This window comes from Flavobacterium sp. FlaQc-47, from assembly GCF_044006475.1.
Lineage (GTDB): Bacteria > Bacteroidota > Bacteroidia > Flavobacteriales > Flavobacteriaceae > Flavobacterium.
The window spans coordinates 330,679-348,781 of record NZ_JBIPCQ010000003.1 but is presented as its reverse complement, the minus strand read 5'-3'; the positions used below and the strand labels follow the sequence as shown (position 1 = coordinate 348,781).

The 18,103-nt window shown below is 32.7% G+C and carries 15 protein-coding genes and 2 tRNA genes; 6 read left to right on the top strand and 11 right to left on the bottom strand.

The features are described 5' to 3' along the window. Nucleotides 1–102 precede the first annotated feature (102 nt). The 3 genes from ACHRVX_RS11095 (at nucleotide 103) to ACHRVX_RS11085 (ending at nucleotide 3,409) form a co-directional block, all read left to right on the top strand. Nucleotides 103–927 carry a universal stress protein gene (locus ACHRVX_RS11095; protein WP_395332150.1) on the top strand — a complete coding sequence of 275 codons (825 nt, stop codon included), beginning with the start codon at nucleotides 103–105 and terminating at the stop codon, nucleotides 925–927. A gap of 190 nt (nucleotides 928–1,117) precedes the next feature. Further along, nucleotides 1,118–2,533: an aldehyde dehydrogenase family protein gene (locus ACHRVX_RS11090; RefSeq protein WP_395332148.1), complete on the top strand. Its 1,416-nt coding sequence runs from the start codon at nucleotides 1,118–1,120 to the stop codon at nucleotides 2,531–2,533. A gap of 69 nt (nucleotides 2,534–2,602) precedes the next feature. Next, on the top strand, nucleotides 2,603–3,409 hold the full coding sequence (locus ACHRVX_RS11085; protein ID WP_395332146.1) for a helix-turn-helix domain-containing protein: 807 nt from the start codon (nucleotides 2,603–2,605) through the stop codon (nucleotides 3,407–3,409). 660 nt (nucleotides 3,410–4,069) lie between these two features. On the opposite strand, the gene ACHRVX_RS11080 is transcribed toward ACHRVX_RS11085, so the two are convergent. Together ACHRVX_RS11080 and ACHRVX_RS11075 are read right to left on the bottom strand one after the other, a co-directional pair. After that, nucleotides 4,070–4,140 (bottom strand) — tRNA-Gln (locus ACHRVX_RS11080). A gap of 96 nt (nucleotides 4,141–4,236) precedes the next feature. Beyond that, nucleotides 4,237–4,307 (bottom strand) — tRNA-Gln (locus ACHRVX_RS11075). 246 nt (nucleotides 4,308–4,553) lie between these two features. Here ACHRVX_RS11075 and ACHRVX_RS11070 point away from each other — a divergent pair. Further along, complete coding sequence (locus ACHRVX_RS11070; protein WP_395332144.1) at nucleotides 4,554–7,832, top strand: DUF2723 domain-containing protein; 3,279 nt, start codon at nucleotides 4,554–4,556, stop codon at nucleotides 7,830–7,832. A 92-nt stretch (nucleotides 7,833–7,924) separates the two neighbouring features. Then, the gene (locus ACHRVX_RS11065; protein WP_395332142.1) at nucleotides 7,925–8,560 is read left to right on the top strand and encodes a polysaccharide deacetylase family protein; all 636 of its coding nucleotides are present in this window, start codon (nucleotides 7,925–7,927) and stop codon (nucleotides 8,558–8,560) included. Nucleotides 8,561–8,588: 28 nt separating this feature from the next. On the opposite strand, the gene ACHRVX_RS11060 is transcribed toward ACHRVX_RS11065, so the two are convergent. From ACHRVX_RS11060 to ACHRVX_RS11025, 8 genes are all read right to left on the bottom strand, one after another. Next, complete coding sequence (locus ACHRVX_RS11060; RefSeq protein WP_059117840.1) at nucleotides 8,589–8,891, bottom strand: co-chaperone YbbN; 303 nt, start codon at nucleotides 8,889–8,891, stop codon at nucleotides 8,589–8,591. Between the two features lie 74 nt (nucleotides 8,892–8,965). Beyond that, complete coding sequence (locus tag ACHRVX_RS11055) at nucleotides 8,966–10,201, bottom strand: metallophosphoesterase (protein WP_395332140.1); 1,236 nt, start codon at nucleotides 10,199–10,201, stop codon at nucleotides 8,966–8,968. A 177-nt stretch (nucleotides 10,202–10,378) separates the two neighbouring features. Beyond that, nucleotides 10,379–10,567 carry a hypothetical protein gene (locus tag ACHRVX_RS11050; protein ID WP_394773748.1) on the bottom strand — a complete coding sequence of 63 codons (189 nt, stop codon included), beginning with the start codon at nucleotides 10,565–10,567 and terminating at the stop codon, nucleotides 10,379–10,381. A gap of 106 nt (nucleotides 10,568–10,673) precedes the next feature. Further along, nucleotides 10,674–12,011 carry a sensor histidine kinase gene (locus tag ACHRVX_RS11045; protein WP_395332138.1) on the bottom strand — a complete coding sequence of 446 codons (1,338 nt, stop codon included), beginning with the start codon at nucleotides 12,009–12,011 and terminating at the stop codon, nucleotides 10,674–10,676. 9 nt (nucleotides 12,012–12,020) lie between these two features. Further along, complete coding sequence (locus ACHRVX_RS11040) at nucleotides 12,021–12,695, bottom strand: response regulator transcription factor (protein ID WP_395332136.1); 675 nt, start codon at nucleotides 12,693–12,695, stop codon at nucleotides 12,021–12,023. Nucleotides 12,696–12,881: 186 nt separating this feature from the next. Then, on the bottom strand, nucleotides 12,882–13,073 hold the full coding sequence (locus tag ACHRVX_RS11035; protein WP_395332134.1) for a hypothetical protein: 192 nt from the start codon (nucleotides 13,071–13,073) through the stop codon (nucleotides 12,882–12,884). A gap of 51 nt (nucleotides 13,074–13,124) precedes the next feature. Continuing rightward, entirely contained in the window at nucleotides 13,125–13,322 is a 198-nt protein-coding gene (locus ACHRVX_RS11030) for a hypothetical protein (RefSeq protein WP_395332132.1), read from the bottom strand. Between the two features lie 49 nt (nucleotides 13,323–13,371). Continuing rightward, on the bottom strand, nucleotides 13,372–13,587 hold the full coding sequence (locus tag ACHRVX_RS11025; protein WP_395332130.1) for a hypothetical protein: 216 nt from the start codon (nucleotides 13,585–13,587) through the stop codon (nucleotides 13,372–13,374). A 299-nt stretch (nucleotides 13,588–13,886) separates the two neighbouring features. On the opposite strand from ACHRVX_RS11025, the gene polA reads away from it, so the two are divergent. Further along, nucleotides 13,887–16,727 carry a DNA polymerase I gene (gene polA / locus ACHRVX_RS11020; protein WP_395332128.1) on the top strand — a complete coding sequence of 947 codons (2,841 nt, stop codon included), beginning with the start codon at nucleotides 13,887–13,889 and terminating at the stop codon, nucleotides 16,725–16,727. A gap of 199 nt (nucleotides 16,728–16,926) precedes the next feature. Here polA and ACHRVX_RS11015 read toward each other — a convergent pair whose 3' ends face one another. Further along, complete coding sequence (locus ACHRVX_RS11015) at nucleotides 16,927–17,952, bottom strand: LacI family DNA-binding transcriptional regulator (RefSeq protein WP_395332126.1); 1,026 nt, start codon at nucleotides 17,950–17,952, stop codon at nucleotides 16,927–16,929. Nucleotides 17,953–18,103: the final 151 nt, after the last annotated feature.

Here is an 18,103-nt window from a genome sequence, read left to right as displayed (position 1 = left end):
TTTTTTTTATAAATCAAAATAAATAGATTGCTCTAAAAATATTTCTTATCTTTATAAGAGCATTAAAACAATAGAATTTCACATTATTTAACCCAAAAAACTATGAAAAAAATTCTAGTACCTACTGACTTCTCCGAACACGCAGAAGACGCCCTAAAAGTGGCAGCACAAATTGCTAAAAAAAACAACTCCGAAATTATCATTTTACACATGCTTGAATTACCAAGCCAAATGAGTGATGCGGTTTTAGGCGGAGCAAGTATTCCGGAAACCATGCTTTTCATGAAAAAAGCGAACGAAATGCTGGATGAAATTTCGTCGAGACCTTATTTAGATGATATTTCGGTTACTGAAATTGTAAAAATGGACAAACCCATTCACGGAATTTCACAAGTAAGCAAAGATTATGATGCAGATCTAATCATAATGGGATCTCACGGTTCTTCCGGAATTGAAGAATTGCTAATTGGGTCTAATACTGAAAAAGTGGTTCGTAATTCTGAAATTCCAGTTTTGGTGATCAAAAAAGACATTACAAATTTCAGTGCCTCAAACATTGTATTTGCATCTGACTTTTCTGACGAAACAAAAAAACCTTTCGAAAAACTATTAAAATTCACAAGATCATTTGAAACAAAAATACACCTCGTTACTATTTGCACTCCAAACAGTTTTAAACCCACTCACGTTGTAGAAAAATCAATGAATGATTTCGCAAGTGAATTTAATCTTAATAATTACGAAACACATATTTATAATGATACTAATATTGAAAAAGGAATCATTAATTTTTCAAACAGTATAAATGCAGATATTATTGGAATGTGCACACACGGAAGAACTGGTTTTGCTCACTTTTTTAACGGAAGCATTAGCGAAGGTTTAGTAAATCATGCAGTTAAGCCAGTCATAACATTCAAAATTTAAAAAACAATTCACCAATTCTTTACAAGGCAAACCTCTTTAACAGAGGTTTTTTTTATGCAATTACAATAACAACCTGAAATATAAAGAAATATTCATGAGCTTTTCAACAAAGTTACTTTGAGCTTTCTAACAAAGTCGGCAGCGTGGTTAATTTGGATCTTTGTCAAATAAAATCATAAAATACAACAACATGAAAACAATAGACAAAATTTACATTAACGGAGAATTCACAACTCCGGAAGGAACAGAATATTTCGATCTTATTAGTCCAACAACAAACGAAAAACTGGGAAAAGTACTTTTAGGAAATCAAAAAGACACTCAAAAAGCAATAGCAGCGGCTAAAGAAGCTTTCAAAACTTTTTCTAAATCCACAACAGCAGAAAGAATTCAATATTTAGAAAAAATTCAATCTTCTATAGAAAAAAGAAAAGACGAATTTATCAATGTAATGATTAAAGAATACGGAGGAACATTTCAATTCGCATCGGCCAGTTATACTTATATGCTAAAAAGTTTTCAATCGGCAATTCAACTTTTAAACACTTATGATTTTACCAAAACAATGGGAGAATCAGAAGTTCAAATGACACCACTTGGCGTAGTTGGAATTATTATTCCCTGGAATTCAAGCAATGGCTTTATCTGCAGTAAACTTTCAACTGCGATCGCAGCAGGATGTACCGCGGTAATCAAACCAAGCGAAATGAGCGCACAGCAAACTCAATTAATCACAGAATGCCTGCACGAAGCCGGATTACCAAAAGGTGTTTTTAATATCGTTAACGGATTGGGAGAAATAGTTGGAGCAGAAATAAGCCGACATCCTGATGTTGCTAAAATCTCCTTTACAGGATCTACAAATGTTGGAAAAATCATTGCCAAAGAAGCTGTAGAAACGATGAAACGCGTCACACTTGAACTTGGCGGGAAATCACCCAATATCATTCTTGACGATGCGAATTTTACAGAGGCAATTCCGCTTGCAATAATCGCCGCATACATGAATAGCGGACAAGCATGTATTGCAGGAACCAGATTATTAGTTCCTGAAAACCGAATTGAAGAAGTAAAAGAACTGGTGAAAAAAGCAGTATCTAATACTATTGCCGGAGACCCGAAAAACAAAACAACTTCAGTTGGACCAATGGTTAGTAAAAAACAATACGAACGCGTTCAAAATTATATTGAGATTGGAATTAATGAAGGTGCCGAAGTTTTAACAGGCGGATTAGGAAAACCGGAAGGCTTAGAAAAAGGCAACTTTGTAAAACCTACAGTTTTTGTAAACGTAAACAATCAAATGCGAATTGCAAGAGAGGAGATTTTTGGCCCTGTTTTATCTATTATTACTTATAAAACCGAAGAAGAAGCAATTGAAATTGCCAACGATACTACTTACGGATTACAAGCCTATGTAAGTTCATTAAACGAAAAACGAGCTCACAAAGTAGCATCGCAAATAAATGCGGGACGCGTACAAATAAACGGAATTGGTCATGATCCGATGGCGCCTTTTGGAGGATTTAAACAATCAGGAATCGGAAGGGAATTTGGCACAATCGGACTTGAAGCTTATCTTGAACCAAAAGCGTTGATTCGATAAATTTAAAAAAAACAGATCCGGAAATCTTTACTCAAAAGACTTTTCCGGATCTTTTAGTAATTTTACAATATGACAGCAAAAATAATCACCAAACCGAAAATACTATACTCCTGCTATTTTGCGCGTAGTCGCGAAGGAGAACATTTTATCCCGGAACATGTGTTTAGTTATCAGATTTCAGGAGAAATGATAGCTTCTGACAGTAAAAATACGTATCACTCAAAAGAAGGGGATTTTCGCTTTAGCAAAAGAAATCATTTAGCAAAATTCGTAAAAATTCCACCCGAAGGAGGTGAATTCAAAACAATATCACTTTTTTTAGATCAGGAAATTCTGCGTGAAATAAACAGAGAACTTAATTTTAAAGTCAACAAAAAACCAGATTCTGAAGCGATGATTTCATTAGCCCCAAATCCGCTTTACAAATCTTTTATGAATTCGCTTATTTCTTATCTCGAAGTAGAAGAGGAAAACAATGAAGCTTTATTTAATTTAAAAATAAAAGAAGCTGTTCATCTTTTACTAAAAGTTAATCCTGAATTAAAAGATATCTTATTCGATTTTAACGAGCCCGGAAAAATAGACCTGGAAGCTTTTATGAATAAAAATTTCCATTTTAACGTACACTTGACACGTTTTGCCTATCTAACAGGCAGAAGTTTAGCGACATTTAAAAGAGATTTTCAGAAAGTATTTCAGGAAACGCCCGGAAAATGGCTGTTAAACAAAAGACTTCAGGAAGCTTTTTATTTAATCAATCAAGGAAACTCTCCTTCCGAAGTTTATATTGGAGTTGGTTTTGAGGATTTATCTCATTTTTCATTTTCATTTAAAAAGAAATTCGGAGTAGTTCCTTCTTCTTTAATTTTGAAATAAAAACACTATATAAATTCCAATTTTAAAAATTCCAAATTGCAAACTATATAAATTGAGAAACCATCATGATCCTTGCTCTCAAGATTAAAACGGATCAAGACTAAATGTTGTGGAAAACACAAAAGAGATTAGTAGTTAATTGAAGTTGCTCGTTTAATAAATAAATTGGCTTTAAAAAGTTTAATCCCTACGGGATATTTTTCTGGTTGATTTTTATCCTACCAATATTAAACTCCTAACGGAGTAAAAAAAATATCCTAGGAGAGATTACATTTATATACTGGATGATTTTTACCGCAAAGCACGTAAAGTTTTTTATCGTAGAGTGTGTTGACAAACACAAAGACCACAAAGCTTTGTGTTGACATAGCTTTGTGGTCTTTGTGTTTATATCCATCTTGCTTAGTAAAAAATCTTTGAGTGTTCTGTGGTATTTTTTTTCTCTCCAGAGGTTTTCGTGTTGATCCATTAAAACCTCGAACTATTTAACAGAACACAAATTTCATAATACTTACCTATTCCCTATCTATTCCAGAAATCTGGATTTGGAATTGGAATTGGAATTTGGAATTTGGAATTTGGAATTTGGAATTTGGAATTTGGAATTTTTAAAAAACTTATCGCATAAAAAAAGCCTCTCGACTGAGAGGCTTTTTTTTGTTGGTCTACAAGGACTCGAACCTTGAAAGACTGCACCAAAAACAGTTGTGTTACCATTACACCATAGACCAGTAAAAATGCTTAAGCGAGTGCAAATGTAAAACTTTTTTTAGTTTACACAACTTTTTAGTTTATAAAAAAAGCCTCTCGATTGAGAGGCTTTTTTGTTGGTCTACAAGGACTCGAACCTTGAAAGACTGCACCAAAAACAGTTGTGTTACCATTACACCATAGACCAGTAAAAGCGGTTAAGCGAGTGCAAATTTAAAGCTTTTTTTAGTTTGCGCAAACTTTTTGATAAAAAAAAATCATTTTTATTCATTTTTTTTTCTTCAGAATCCATAATAATCACGCAAGTATTTCACAAACAATACGTTACTTTTACCAAATACTTTTATAGAATTTTTTGTTAATGGTCGTTTCTTTAAACAAAAAAACATTTTCTTTGTAGGATAGAAAACATACAAAATTTTAACACCTAAATATGGCACAATTCAATTTCAATAAATGGAATACTATTATTGGTTGGTTTGCATTTGCAATCGCTTTAATTACTTATACACTAACTGTTGAACCTACAATGAGCTTTTGGGATTGTGGCGAATACATTGCCACAGCAGCCAAATTAGAAGTCGGTCACCCGCCCGGAGCCCCATTATTTCAAATGATAGGTGCATTTTTTGCCATGTTTGCCATAGATGCACAACATGTAGCGGTGATGGTGAATATGATGTCTGTTTTCTCCAGTGCCTTTACTATTCTATTTTTGTTTTGGTCTTCGTCGATGATATTGAAAAAAATCATAGCACGATTTAGCGAAATCAATCAAAACAATTCAATTGTTATATTAGGAAGTTCTTTTGTAGGAGCTCTTGCCTATACTTTCTCAGACAGTTTCTGGTTTAATGCAGTTGAAGCCGAAGTTTATGCAATGGCTTCTTTATTAATTGCATTGCTTTTCTGGCTTGGTCTTCGTTGGGAACAAGATATGGACGAGCCTAAAGGAAACAAATGGTTGTTACTTATTTCGCTTGTTGTAGGACTTTCATTTGGAGTTCACTTTATGGCTTTATTGACCATTCCTTCAATAGGATTTCTTTACTACTTTAAACATTATGAAAAAGTTACCATTAAAAACTTTCTTATTGCCAATGTTGTCGTAATTGGAGTTTTGTTATTTATCTTCAAATTGCTTTTACCATTAACTATGGAAGCCTTTGCAGATACCGAAGTTTTTATGGTAAACAGCATGGGATTACCTTTTAACTCCGGAACTCTATTTGTAGTTTTAGTTTTAATAGCCTTCTTTTATTTTGGATTAAAATATACCAGACAAAAAGGACATGTTTTTTACAATACTATAATTCTTTGTATCTTATTTATTTTTATCGGGTTCTCAACCTGGATGATGTTACCGGTTCGTGCAAATGCGAACACCGTAATTAACGAAAATAAACCATCGGATGCTGCCGAAGTTTTAGCTTATTACAATCGTGAACAATATGGAGTAAATCCTTTGTTTTACGGACCTCAATATACAGAAGTTTTTGCGGGACTTGATGCAAAAAACCCTTACTCAGACAAAAAACCAAACTACGAAAGAGATTACAAAACAGGCAAATATATCATTACCAATAATTTCAAAAACGCTAGTCAAAATACCGACGATAATCAAAAAACGATTCTGCCAAGAATGTGGAGTACAGAAACAGGCCACGTTCAAAACTACATCAGCTTTACAAATCCTCCTAAATTTAAGATAAATCCTAATTATGATTATGAACAGGATTTAGGAAAATATGGAATTGATGCAAGTCAGCTAAGTGAAGAAGAATACAATAAAGCTACAGCGCAATTGCGTAATGAAGTTGAAAAAACAATTTCTGAATTCAGAAAAGCGTATTCTCAAAAACAAATTGACAACGAAGGTTATGTTAAATTCCTAAGAAGTTACGGGGATTATTTAATTATCGAAAAACCAACAACGGTAGATAATTTTAGTTTCATGTTCGAATATCAATTTGGATATATGTACTGGAGATATTTAATGTGGAATTTTGTTGGACGTCAAAGTGATGTTCAGGGAAAATATGACAATCTTGACGGAAACTGGATTAGCGGTATTAAAGCGCTTGATTCGTTACACCTGGGATCTCAGGACAATTTACCTTCAGATGTTTTAAACAACAAAGGAAGAAACGTTTATTTCTTTTTACCATTTATATTAGGGCTTATTGGATTAATGTACCACGCAAATAAAGACCTTAAAAGTTTTTATGTGCTTTTAGCATTGTTTTTATTTACCGGAATCGCATTAAAAATTTACTTAAACGAGCGTCCGTTTGAACCTCGTGAAAGAGATTATGCCCTTGTAGGATCATTTTATGTATTTGCTATCTGGATAGGTTTTGGAGTTTATTCGCTTTACGAAAGTATCCAGAAATATATCGCCCCTAAAATTGCCGGTCCGCTTATTATTGGCGCAAGTTTATTAGCAGCTCCGGTTTTAATGGCCTCTCAAAACTGGGATGATCACGACAGATCAGGAAAATATACCGCGGTTGCAATGGCAAAAGCATATTTAAATTCCTGTGATAAGGATGGTATTTTATTCACTATTGGAGATAATGACACTTTCCCGTTATGGTATGCACAGGAAATTGAAGGTATTAGAACCGATGTGAAAATTGTAAATACAAGCTTATTTATGACAGATTGGTATATTGATCAAATGAAAGCGAAAGCATATGAATCTGATCCGTTACCAATATCATTTACACATGACGAATATGTGGGTGATAAACTGGATTATGTCGCTTACATTCAAAAAATTGACACACGCTGGAACATTAAGGATTTTATTGATTTTATCAAAAATCCTAAATCGACTGTAGGTTTACAAAACGGACAAATCATTCATTTTTATCCAACAAATAAAATCAGAGTTCCTGTTGACAAGAATACCATTATCAAAAATAAAGTGGTTAATCCTAAATACAATGACTCTATAGTTCCTTATATGGATATTGACATCAAAGGAAGTGCACTTTATAAAAATCGTTTAATGATGCTGGATATTCTTGCTAATAACAATTGGAAAAGACCAATTTATTTTAGCGGAGGTGCTTTTGACGATGAAGATTATCTATGGCTGAAAGACTACTTACAGCTTGACGGAATGGTATACAAATTAGTTCCTATTAAAAATACGCCTTCAAAAGATGGCGGACCTATGGATATGGGACAAATTGATGCTGATAAAATGTATGATATTGTAATGAAATGGGACTGGGGCAATAGTAACGGTAATATTTATCATGATCCTGAGACTAGAAGAAACAGCATCACGTACCGTACAAATTTATCCCGTTTAATGGATCAGCTTATTGTAGAAGGTAAAATTGATAAAGCTAAAAATGTGATCAACTTAGCGATAACAAAAATGCCTTTGGATAAATATGGGTATTATTCATTAGTTGAACCTTTTGCCGGAGGATATTATAAAGTAGGAGAAACTGCAAAAGCACATGATTTGCTTAATAAACTGGTTCAGAAATACAAAGAAGAACTTAACTATTACGCTACTCTGACGCCTGGGGATCAAACTGATTTAGCAATTGATATTATCACTGATATTGAGCGTTACAGAAGCTTATTACAGGTTATGAAAGACCATAAAGATCTTGCCTTTTACGAAAAACAAAAAGTTACTTTTAATACTTATGTAAACGTTTTTGAACGTTTTGGAAGAGAAAAAGAATAATATACGAAAAACATAGCAATTAAAAAAATGCAGCGCTGCTTGATATATAGCGCTGCATTTTTTATTTTTACATATCTGTAAATTAATTTAAAATGAGCTTTTATTGGGTAAAAACTAATTCTTTTATAAAAACGGTGTTTTCTAAATATTGCTGGGATATCCCAAACAATGAAAAGAAAATATACCTAACTTTTGATGATGGACCAACTCCGGAGATTACAGACTGGGTTTTATCTGAATTGAAAAAATTTGATGCAAAAGCAACTTTCTTCTGCATTGGAAAAAACATAAAAGCCAATTTATCTTTATTCGAAAAGTTAATTAGAGACGGACACTCCATAGGAAATCACACGATGAATCATATGAACGGCTGGAAAAGCCAAACCGAGGATTATATCGAAAGTGTTAAAAAATGCGCTGCCGTTCTGGAAGAAGAAAAAACATGTAACCTTATATTTCGTCCTCCGTACGGAAAAATAAAAAAGGCTCAATCTAAAATCCTAAGAAAACTGGGATATAAGATTATTATGTGGGATGTTTTAAGTGCTGATTTTGATCAGACTATAACTCCTGAAAAATGTCTTGAAAACGTTACTAAAAATGTGAAATCCGGAAGTGTAATTGTATTTCATGACAGTATAAAAGCTTCGCCAAATTTAAAATTTGCGTTACCTAAAACCTTACACTTTTTAAAGGAAAACGGATATACATTTGATATTATTCACTAAATACCATCATCCGCAAAGAAGTTTTTTTTTATACGCTGAATTGTTCCTGGACAATTCCAATAATTGTATTTGCATCAAGTTCACCTGATTGTCTCCAGATCATTTGCCCTTCTTTATAAATCATTAAAGTAGGAAGCCCTTTGATTCGTAGTGCTTCTGCTAACTCCTGATTTTTATCCACATCAATTTTAATGACTTTGGCTTTATCGCCTAGCGCAGCCGCAACATCCTTAATTACAGGATGCATTGATACAGATGATTCGTTCCAATCTGTGTAAAAATCTATTAACACTGGAACCTGAGCATTTATAAGTTCTCCAAATTTTGACATACAACCAAAAATTTAATTCTTTTTTAATCTGTTAAAAAGAGATAATTATATACAAATGTAGCATTTTTAACGAATTAAGCCACATTGTTCCCTTTTTTTAGTTCAATCACTGTTATTTCAGGCATAATACCTACTCGTCCCGGATAAGCGTGAAAACCAAATCCTCGATTTACGTAAACGTATCGTCCTACATTTTCGTATAAGCCTGCCCATTGTTGGTAAATATATTGGGCCAGGCTCCATTTAAAATATCCGGGAATTTCAATTCCAAATTGCATACCGTGCGTATGACCTGATAATGTTAAATGAAAGTTTTTAGGATGATTTTTAATCTCATACTCCCAATGACTAGGATCGTGACTCATTAGCACCTTAAAATCGTCCTGATGCACATTTTGAGAAGCTTTATTTAAATCTCCCGCCTTTTTAAAATTCTGACCCCAATTTTCTACTCCAATCAACGCGATTTTATCAGCACCTTTTTGGATATAAGTATGTTCATTCAATAAAAGTTCAAAACCTATCTGACCATACAATTTTTTAATTTCTTCAAAATTGTGATCTTTCTCTTGTTCAGAAGGCCATGTCACATATTCGCCATAATCATGATTTCCTAAAACAGAAAATTTCCCGTATTTATAGGGTTTGATTCGATTGAAAGTTTCTAACCACGGATGCATTTCCTTAGCATGAGTATTAACAATGTCTCCTGTAAACAAAATCATATCTGCTTCCTGCTGATTAATCAAATCTATCGCGTAATTTATTTTATCCGGATTATCAAAACTTCCGCTGTGAACGTCTGAAATCTGAGTGATTTTAAAACCATCAAAAGCATCCGGCAAGTCAGGGAAATAAATTGTTTGCTTAAAAACCTTAAAATTATATTTTCCTTCAAAAATTCCGTAAATCAAAGATAAAAAAGGCACAGCTGCTAAACCCAAAGCGATCTGACTGATAAATTTACGTCTGTTTGGCATCATTTCAGAACGGGAAGTATTGTACATGAAATAATTCAGGATACTTGCTCCTATTCTAAAAACATCCTCTCCGAACATTACAAGTGTCAAAACTATTTTCGGAACATATACCATTAACAACAAACCCATTGTAAACATGGTTTGTTTGGTTTGTCCAACAGAACGATCAAACTGTGTAAAAGAGTAAATGATAAAAATTAAAAGCAGTAAACTTATAACCTGATAACTTACCAAAACCCATCTTAATCTAATTAAAGTACGAAAGGCTTGATAGGAATAGAACTCAATAAATAAAAAAAGAGCACACAGAAGTACAAAACGTAAGATCATTATTAATTGTTTTAAGCAAAGTAACAAAGAATGAAATTTTTATTGCTTTTTATTATCAAAAATTTAACTCAAATAATAACAAAAAGCTGATAGATTTCTCTACCAGCCTTCTCTCTACCAAATTTTTTAAAACCTTTTAATCCACAACATAGTTTACAGGTGTAAACTCATGTCGTATTATTTTTTAGCTTCTGGCTTAGCAGCTTCTGCTTTAGCCTCTGCTTTTTTAGCTTTTTTGTCTGCTTTTTTGTCTTTTTTAGGCGCTTTTGCTTCTTTTGCAGGAGTTGTTTGTGCTGGAGTTGTTTGAGCGCTTACCATTGCAGTTGTTCCTAAAACAGCTACTGCTAACATTACTAATTTTTTCATGATTTGTAGTTTATGATTATTATTATCTTCATTTATTATACCTCAAAGATAGAATCACTAAATGAAGATTAGATGAAGATTGAATCACTCTCATAAAATTAACTTTTTATTGTGCTTTTGAAACTTCAGGAAACAATAACTCAAAGCTCGTACCTTCATTTATTATTGATGTAACTTTAATCTCTATATGATGAAAAGAAGCAATACTATCAGCAATTGCAAGCCCTAATCCCTGCCCGTCCTGATCTGAACTTATTCTGGCAAATCTGTTGAATATATTTTCAATTTGAGAATTATTCATTCCAATACCGGAATCCTTTATAGAAATGAAATAATTATTCTCTACAAAACCATCTGTTATAATTATACTTCCGTTTGCTCTATTGTATTTTATAGCATTGGTAACTAAATTATAAATCAAAATATGAATCAACGTTTTATTCCCCGTAAAATTAAAATCATGCTGCATTTGATTTAAAAACTGAATTTCCCTGTTATCAATCCTATCTTGTAAATCCTCTTGAAGATTCGTTATAATCTCATGAAAATTTACGTCTTCATTTGCCACATATTGATTATTTTCGATTCGGGAAATTAGCAATAAGTTATTGATGATTTTTTTTAGCATATCTAATGTTCTAAGCGAACCCGCAATTTTGTCAAAAGCATTATCATCTAAAGAATCATTTTGAAGCAAATTTTCGAACTTGTTTTTAAGCAAGGCAATTGGCGTAAGCAGTTCATGAGACACATTCGAAATAAATTGTTTTTCTTTTTTGAAAAGTTCCGCAATCCGATCCATCATCTGATTTAAAACCGAATCAAGTTCTCTAAAATCCCTTGACCTTGCTTTTATTGGCGTATGATCAAAAGCTTCAGGTTCATTGACGCGCCTGATTTTTGTATCAATAATTTTATAAAAAGGCTTTAGTAAATATTCGATATAAAAAGTATCTGCCAAAAAAGTAATAAATAGTATGACTACAAATACAATAATAATAAAAAACCTAATGATAAAAGTAAGGTCGTTTACTTCGCCAAGACTGCTCCCTATTTCCAGCTGATACGCTTGATTTTCGTAAACAAAATGATATTGTAAAATTCTATATTCATTTTCTTCGCCTTCAATAACTCTGTATTCATTTGTGAAAACTACTTTCTTTTGATGTGGTTTTGCCGGAGATTTTGAAAGCACTAAAAATTCACTATGTAATGTAGAAAACTGGGAATACGTTTCTGTAGAATCATCTTCGTTTTCGATAAAATCATTAATTTCATTTTGGTCCAGATGATCAATAAATTTCTGCTTTTTTTCCAGCAGACTATTATTAATATGCCTGTAAACTACATTCTCAACCAAAATAGGCAGCATTAGCCATAAAATTAAAATCACCAACAATCTTGTTAGTGCATTAAAAATAGCCAGCTGATGTTTTATTTTCACAATATTTCTTTATTCATTTATACGATAACCAACATTTCTTACGGTTTCAAACCAATCTATTGCAGTATGTTTATCCAATTTTTTGCGAAGATTTCGAACATGAACATCGATAAAATTAGAATCGGAATTTACTTCCAGAATATCTCCCCAAATATGTTCTGTTAGTTGCAATCGTGTAATTACCCGATTTTTATTCAGAACCAAATACTGAAAAATATCAAATTCTTTTTTGGTCAGATTAATTGGAATTTCATCATAACTGACTTTATAATCCTGAAGCTGCAATAAAAAACCATGAATGCTCAAATTGTTCAAAGTAAAACCATGAATTCTACGAATCACCGCAAACAATCGCGCACTTAATTCTGTCAAAGCAAAAGGTTTTGTCAAATAATCGTCGGCACCAAGATGTAAACCATTTATTCTATCGTCTAATTCACCCCGTGCCGTAAGCACAATTACAGCTATTTTTGATTTTGTTTTCCTAACCGTTTTCAAAATATCAAAACCATCTCCGTCAGGCAAACCAAGATCAAGCAGCATTGCATCATAATCATTGCTATTGATCTCTTCTAAAGCATCCGCACAATTATGCGCAATTTTACAAACGTAACCTACATTGCATAAAAAATCATAAATTTCTACGGCAAGTTCCTTATTATCTTCAACAATTAAAATATTCATATCACAGCGTTTAAGCGCAACTAAATTTAAGCAATTCTAAAAAATACTGTCACGCATTATTAAAAAATTAACGAATCAAAAAAAGCTGATAAATTTCTTTACCAGCTTTCCCATCTGCATTCTTCATAATCATTACTTCTGTTTTGCTTCCCTTACAATCTTTGAAAACAAAACAGAAACAATTTATTATTTCATTTTAGTCGCTTCTGCCTTTGGAGCTTCGCTTTTTTCTGATTTCACTTTTTTGTCAGCTTTGTTTTTGTGATGTTTTGTAGCCTTCACTTCTTTAGCCGGAGCTGTCTGAGTTGGGGTTGTTTGAGCGCTCACCATTGCAGTTGTACCTAAAACTGCTGCTAATACAATAAATAAATTTTTCATGATTTCTACTATTTTAAATTAATTAACCTTCTATTTTATAATAAACTTTTCTTATTTTTTTACTTTAACCGCTTGTACTTTTGTAACCTCGCTTTTTTCTGATTTTACTTTTTTATCAGATTTGTTTTTAGGGTGTTTTGTCGCTTTTACTTCTTTTGCAGGAGCATTTTTAATTTCTTTTGCAGGAAATGCACTTACCATAACACTTGTTCCTAAAACTGCAACTAATAACATTAATACGTTTCTCATGATTTCTAATATTTTAAATTAATAACATTTATTTTATAATAACCCTTAATTATTTTTTTACTTTAGCTTCTGGTTTTGAAGCTTCACTTTTTTGTGACTTTGCTTTTTTAGCAGATTTAGCTTTTGGTTCTTTTGTAGCTTTAACTTCTTTTACAACAGTAGCTTTAACTTCTTTTGCCGGAGCTTTTTTTACCGGAGCAGGAGCTGCTGTAACCATTACACTTGTTCCTAAAACTGCAACTAATAACATCAATAAATTTTTCATGTTTTCTAAGTTTTAAATTGATACCTTTTATTTTACAGATCAAATGTACCTCTGTAATATGAAGACAAAATGAAGAAAACCCTCAACATAATTATTTTAACTTGACATTAACGATTGAGTATTTCTACCATATAAATTAGATAAGTTCATTTAATTTATATACAAAATATTAGACGTACTGCTGTGCACATCTACTAAAATGAAATTATATCACTTATATGGTGAAAAAGAAAAAAAAAACTTATTACTCTAATTTTTGAGAACTCAATTGTTTATTTTTACAGACTAATATTTTTTTTATGTCAACTCAAAAACGTCTTTTTCTTCTTGATGCTTATGCATTAATTTTTCGTGGTTATTATGCCTTTATAAAAAATCCGCGAATTAATTCTAAAGGAATGGATACATCAGCGATCATGGGATTCATGAACTCGCTTTTAGATGTAATTAAACGTGAAAAACCAGATCATTTAGCAGTAGCTTTTGATAAAGAAGGAAGCCAGGTAAGAACAGAAATGTATTCTGACTATAAAGCCAATCGTGATGCAACGCCCGAAGCAATTAAAATTGCTATACCTTATATACAGGATTTATTAAGAGCAATGCACATTCCTATTATTGAAATGGCAGGTTGTGAAGCCGATGATTTAATTGGAACAATTGCTAAACAAGCCGAAAAAGAAAACTATAAAGTCTTTATGGTAACGCCGGATAAGGATTTTGCTCAATTAGTTTCTGAAAATATATTTATGTACAAACCAGCCCGAATGGGAAATGGTATCGAAATTTGGGGAGTTCCCGAAGTTTTGGCAAAATTTGAAATCGAAAGACCGGAGCAAGTAATTGACTTTCTGGGAATGATGGGCGATGCTGTTGATAATATTCCGGGATTACCTGGTGTGGGTGAAGTTACTGCCAAAAAGTTCCTGAAAGAATTTGGAACAATGGAAAAACTTCTTGAAAACACGCATTTACTGAAAGGTAAAATGAAAGAGAATATTGAAGCCAATAAAGAAAAAGGAATTTTATCTAAAAAACTGGCTACTATTATATGTGATTGTGATGTGGTTTTCAATGAAAATGATTATGAACTTTCACGTCCTGATATTGAAAAAACCGATGCTATTTTTCAGGAATTGGAATTTAGAAGAATGGCGGAGCAATTTGACAATTTATTTAAAGTGGGCGGCGGAAATGAATTAGCAAATAAAGGTGATGATGCTAAATTGTACAAAAAACCACAACCGAAGAACGACGATCAATTTGATCTTTTTGGAGGCGGCGCAACAACAAGTGAAGATGCCGAAGAAAGAACTTCGTTTTATAATACTTTAGAAAATACACCTCACTCCTATCAGGCCATTGAAGGCGATTTAGGAATTAAATTGCTTTTACAAAATTTACAAAAACAGACATCTGTTTGTTTTGATACTGAAACTACCGGTTTAGATGCTTTACACGCTGAATTGGTTGGGATATCTTTTGCTTACGAAAAAGGAAAAGCATTTTACGTTCCGTTTCCGGAAAGTCAGGAAGAAGCTCAGGTTTTAATTGAAAAGTTCAGACCGTTTTTTGAAAATGAAAACATCGAAAAAATTGGTCAGAATTTAAAGTATGATTTAAAAATCCTTTCTAATTATGGTGTTGTTGTAAAAGGTAAACTTTTTGATACGATGATCGCGCATTATTTAATTAATCCTGATATGCGTCATAATATGGATATTCTGGCTGAAACGTATTTGAAATATTCTCCAAAATCAATTGAAACTTTAATTGGTAAAAAAGGAAAAAACCAAATTACAATGCGCGATGTTGCACTTGAAGAAATCAAGGAATATGCCGCAGAAGATGCTGATATTACATTACAATTAAAAGAAATTTTTACTGCAGAATTAGATAAAACTGAAACTAAAAAATTATTTGACGAAATCGAAATTCCGTTAGTAAGCGTTTTAGCTGCCATGGAAACCGAGGGAATAAGGTTAGATGTTGAATTTTTAAGTGCGATGTCTAAAGAAATGGATGTTGAAATTAAATCTCTGGAACAAAAAATTTACGAAACAGCCGGTGAAAAATTCAATTTAGCTTCTCCAAAACAATTAGGAGATGTTTTATTTGATAAAATGAAAATTGGCGGAGCAAAACAAAAGAAAACCAAAACCGGTCAATATGCAACTGGCGAAGAAGTTTTAACGTATTTAGCAAACGATAATCCAATTGTAAAAGAAATTTTAGATTGGCGTCAAATGGTCAAATTACAAAGTACTTACATTTTGGCTTTGCCGGAACAAGTAGACAAAAAAACATTACGCGTTCATACCGATTATATGCAAACTGTTGCTGCAACAGGTCGTTTGAGTTCTAATAATCCGAACTTGCAAAACATTCCGATTCGTACCGAAAGAGGTCGCCAGATTCGTAAAGCCTTCGTTGCACGCGATGAAAACCACACTTTAATTTCTGCTGATTACTCGCAAATAGAATTAAGAATTATTGCAGCTTTAAGTGGAGAAGAAAATATGATTGCCGCTTTCAAAAACGGAGAAGATATCCATAAAGCAACCGCTTCAAAAGTTTTTGATGTTCCTTTAGACGAAGTTTCACGCGAACAAAGAAGCAACGCCAAAACAGTAAACTTCGGAATTATATATGGCGTTTCTGCTTTCGGATTAAGTAACCAAACTTCATTATCACGTGGAGAAAGTGCCGCTTTGATCGAAGCATATTACAAAACGTATCCAAGATTAAGATCATATATTAATGAACAAATAGAATTTGCGCGCGAAAAAGGTTATGTACAAACTATATTAGGCCGTCGCCGCTATTTAAAAGATATTAACTCTGCAAATGCTGTTGTCAGAAGTGCCGCTGAAAGAAATGCCGTAAATGCACCTATTCAGGGAAGTGCCGCCGATGTTATTAAAATTGCAATGATCAACATTCACAAAAAACTAAAAGAAGAAAACTGGAAATCAAGAATGCTGCTTCAGGTTCATGATGAGCTTGTGTTCGATGTTCACAATGATGAACTCGAAAAAATTCAGCCAATGATCAAACACGAAATGGAAAATGCCTTTATGATGAGTGTTCCTTTAGATATAGAAATTGGTTTAGGAGTAGATTGGCTGGCCGCGCATTAATAATTTTAGATTTTCAGAGTGTAGATTGTGTGTTCTGAATAAAAAAACAAAATTTGTCATTGCGACAGAGGAGAAATCACATCCAGAGAGCGACGCAATGTGCGGACTCATTTCATTTGATTTCTCCTGTCGAAGTGATAAAATAATACATAAAAAAAACTGCCCTTTTGAGCAGTTTTTTTTATGTATTATTTTAATCTTATTTTTTTCTGGTTGATTCTCGTTCTTTCAACTTAGTTTTAATTACGATTGTTTCATAATCCGAAGTTTCGTCTTCTTTTTCTTCTAAGCGTTTGATTAATTGCTTGGCTGCAACTTCTCCAATTTCAATTCCGTGTTGACTTACCGTTGTCAAACTTGGCGATAAACGTCTTGAAGCTAAAATTCCGTCGGCAAAACCTATAATCGAAATATCTTCCGGAACTTTATATCCTTTTTTCAAACTTACACGTAAAGCAGCAACTGAATCATTTTCATCCAAAGCAAAAATTGCATCGATATTGTTGTCAAAAATCGCATCAATTTTAGCTTTCATGTCATCTTCAGAATCGGTACGAAGAATAATTTTTTCGTTTACCGGAATATTATTGTCTTTTAAGGCTTTCAAATATCCGTCAGCTCTTAATTTTCCAACACTTAAATTATCTACAGACGAAATCAAGGCGATGTTTTTACATCCTAAATCAATTAAATGCTGTGTAGAATTCAAAGCCGAATCAAAATCATCAACTACAACTTTATCACATTCTACTTCATCAGCGATTCGGTCGAACATTACTATAGGAGTTCCATCATTTATAATAGCAGAAAAATGACTGTAATCCTGCAGCTTTTGAGCTTCTTCAGAAACTGACAAAATAAAACCGTCAATTGTTCCGTTACTCAACATTTCAAGCGTATGAATTTCTTTTTCCAGTGATTCATTCGAAATACAAGTAATTACATTGTATCCTTTTTTATCAGCTACTTTTTCGATACCACTAAAAACCTTCGCAAAAAAGGAGTTCAATATATTAGGTATAATTACACCAATTGTTTTAGTCTTACGATTTTTTAAATTAAGACCAATAACATTGGGTTTATAATTTTTGAGTTTGGCATACTCCTTAATCTTCACCTTCGTTTGCTCACTAATTTCCGGGCTATCGTTTAATGCTTTTGAAACAGTTGACACAGAAACACCTAGTTCTTTCGCAATTTGTTTTAGAGTTGCTTTAGCTTTCATTTAATAATAATTTTATCTAATTAATACAAATATAGTAGAATTACCTAAAATAAAACAAAAAACACCCACTAGTATTTGAATTCATAAGGTCTTTTTAAAATAACACGCCTTTTACCTGAATATAGCACTTTTTACTTAAAAAAAATATAAA

Coding starts and splice junctions, on each gene's coding strand:
- ACHRVX_RS11055 (WP_395332140.1), bottom strand. CDS start 10,201: ATGATCTTACGTTTTGTACTTCTGTGTGCTCTTTTTTTATTTATTGAG.
- ACHRVX_RS11090 (WP_395332148.1), top strand. CDS start 1,118: ATGAAAACAATAGACAAAATTTACATTAACGGAGAATTCACAACTCCG.
- ACHRVX_RS11085 (WP_395332146.1), top strand. CDS start 2,603: ATGACAGCAAAAATAATCACCAAACCGAAAATACTATACTCCTGCTAT.
- ACHRVX_RS11065 (WP_395332142.1), top strand. CDS start 7,925: ATGAGCTTTTATTGGGTAAAAACTAATTCTTTTATAAAAACGGTGTTT.
- ACHRVX_RS11095 (WP_395332150.1), top strand. CDS start 103: ATGAAAAAAATTCTAGTACCTACTGACTTCTCCGAACACGCAGAAGAC.
- ACHRVX_RS11070 (WP_395332144.1), top strand. CDS start 4,554: ATGGCACAATTCAATTTCAATAAATGGAATACTATTATTGGTTGGTTT.
- ACHRVX_RS11040 (WP_395332136.1), bottom strand. CDS start 12,695: ATGAATATTTTAATTGTTGAAGATAATAAGGAACTTGCCGTAGAAATT.
- polA (WP_395332128.1), top strand. CDS start 13,887: ATGTCAACTCAAAAACGTCTTTTTCTTCTTGATGCTTATGCATTAATT.
- ACHRVX_RS11030 (WP_395332132.1), bottom strand. CDS start 13,322: ATGAGAAACGTATTAATGTTATTAGTTGCAGTTTTAGGAACAAGTGTT.
- ACHRVX_RS11060 (WP_059117840.1), bottom strand. CDS start 8,891: ATGTCAAAATTTGGAGAACTTATAAATGCTCAGGTTCCAGTGTTAATA.
- ACHRVX_RS11015 (WP_395332126.1), bottom strand. CDS start 17,952: ATGAAAGCTAAAGCAACTCTAAAACAAATTGCGAAAGAACTAGGTGTT.
- ACHRVX_RS11035 (WP_395332134.1), bottom strand. CDS start 13,073: ATGAAAAATTTATTTATTGTATTAGCAGCAGTTTTAGGTACAACTGCA.
- ACHRVX_RS11050 (WP_394773748.1), bottom strand. CDS start 10,567: ATGAAAAAATTAGTAATGTTAGCAGTAGCTGTTTTAGGAACAACTGCA.
- ACHRVX_RS11025 (WP_395332130.1), bottom strand. CDS start 13,587: ATGAAAAATTTATTGATGTTATTAGTTGCAGTTTTAGGAACAAGTGTA.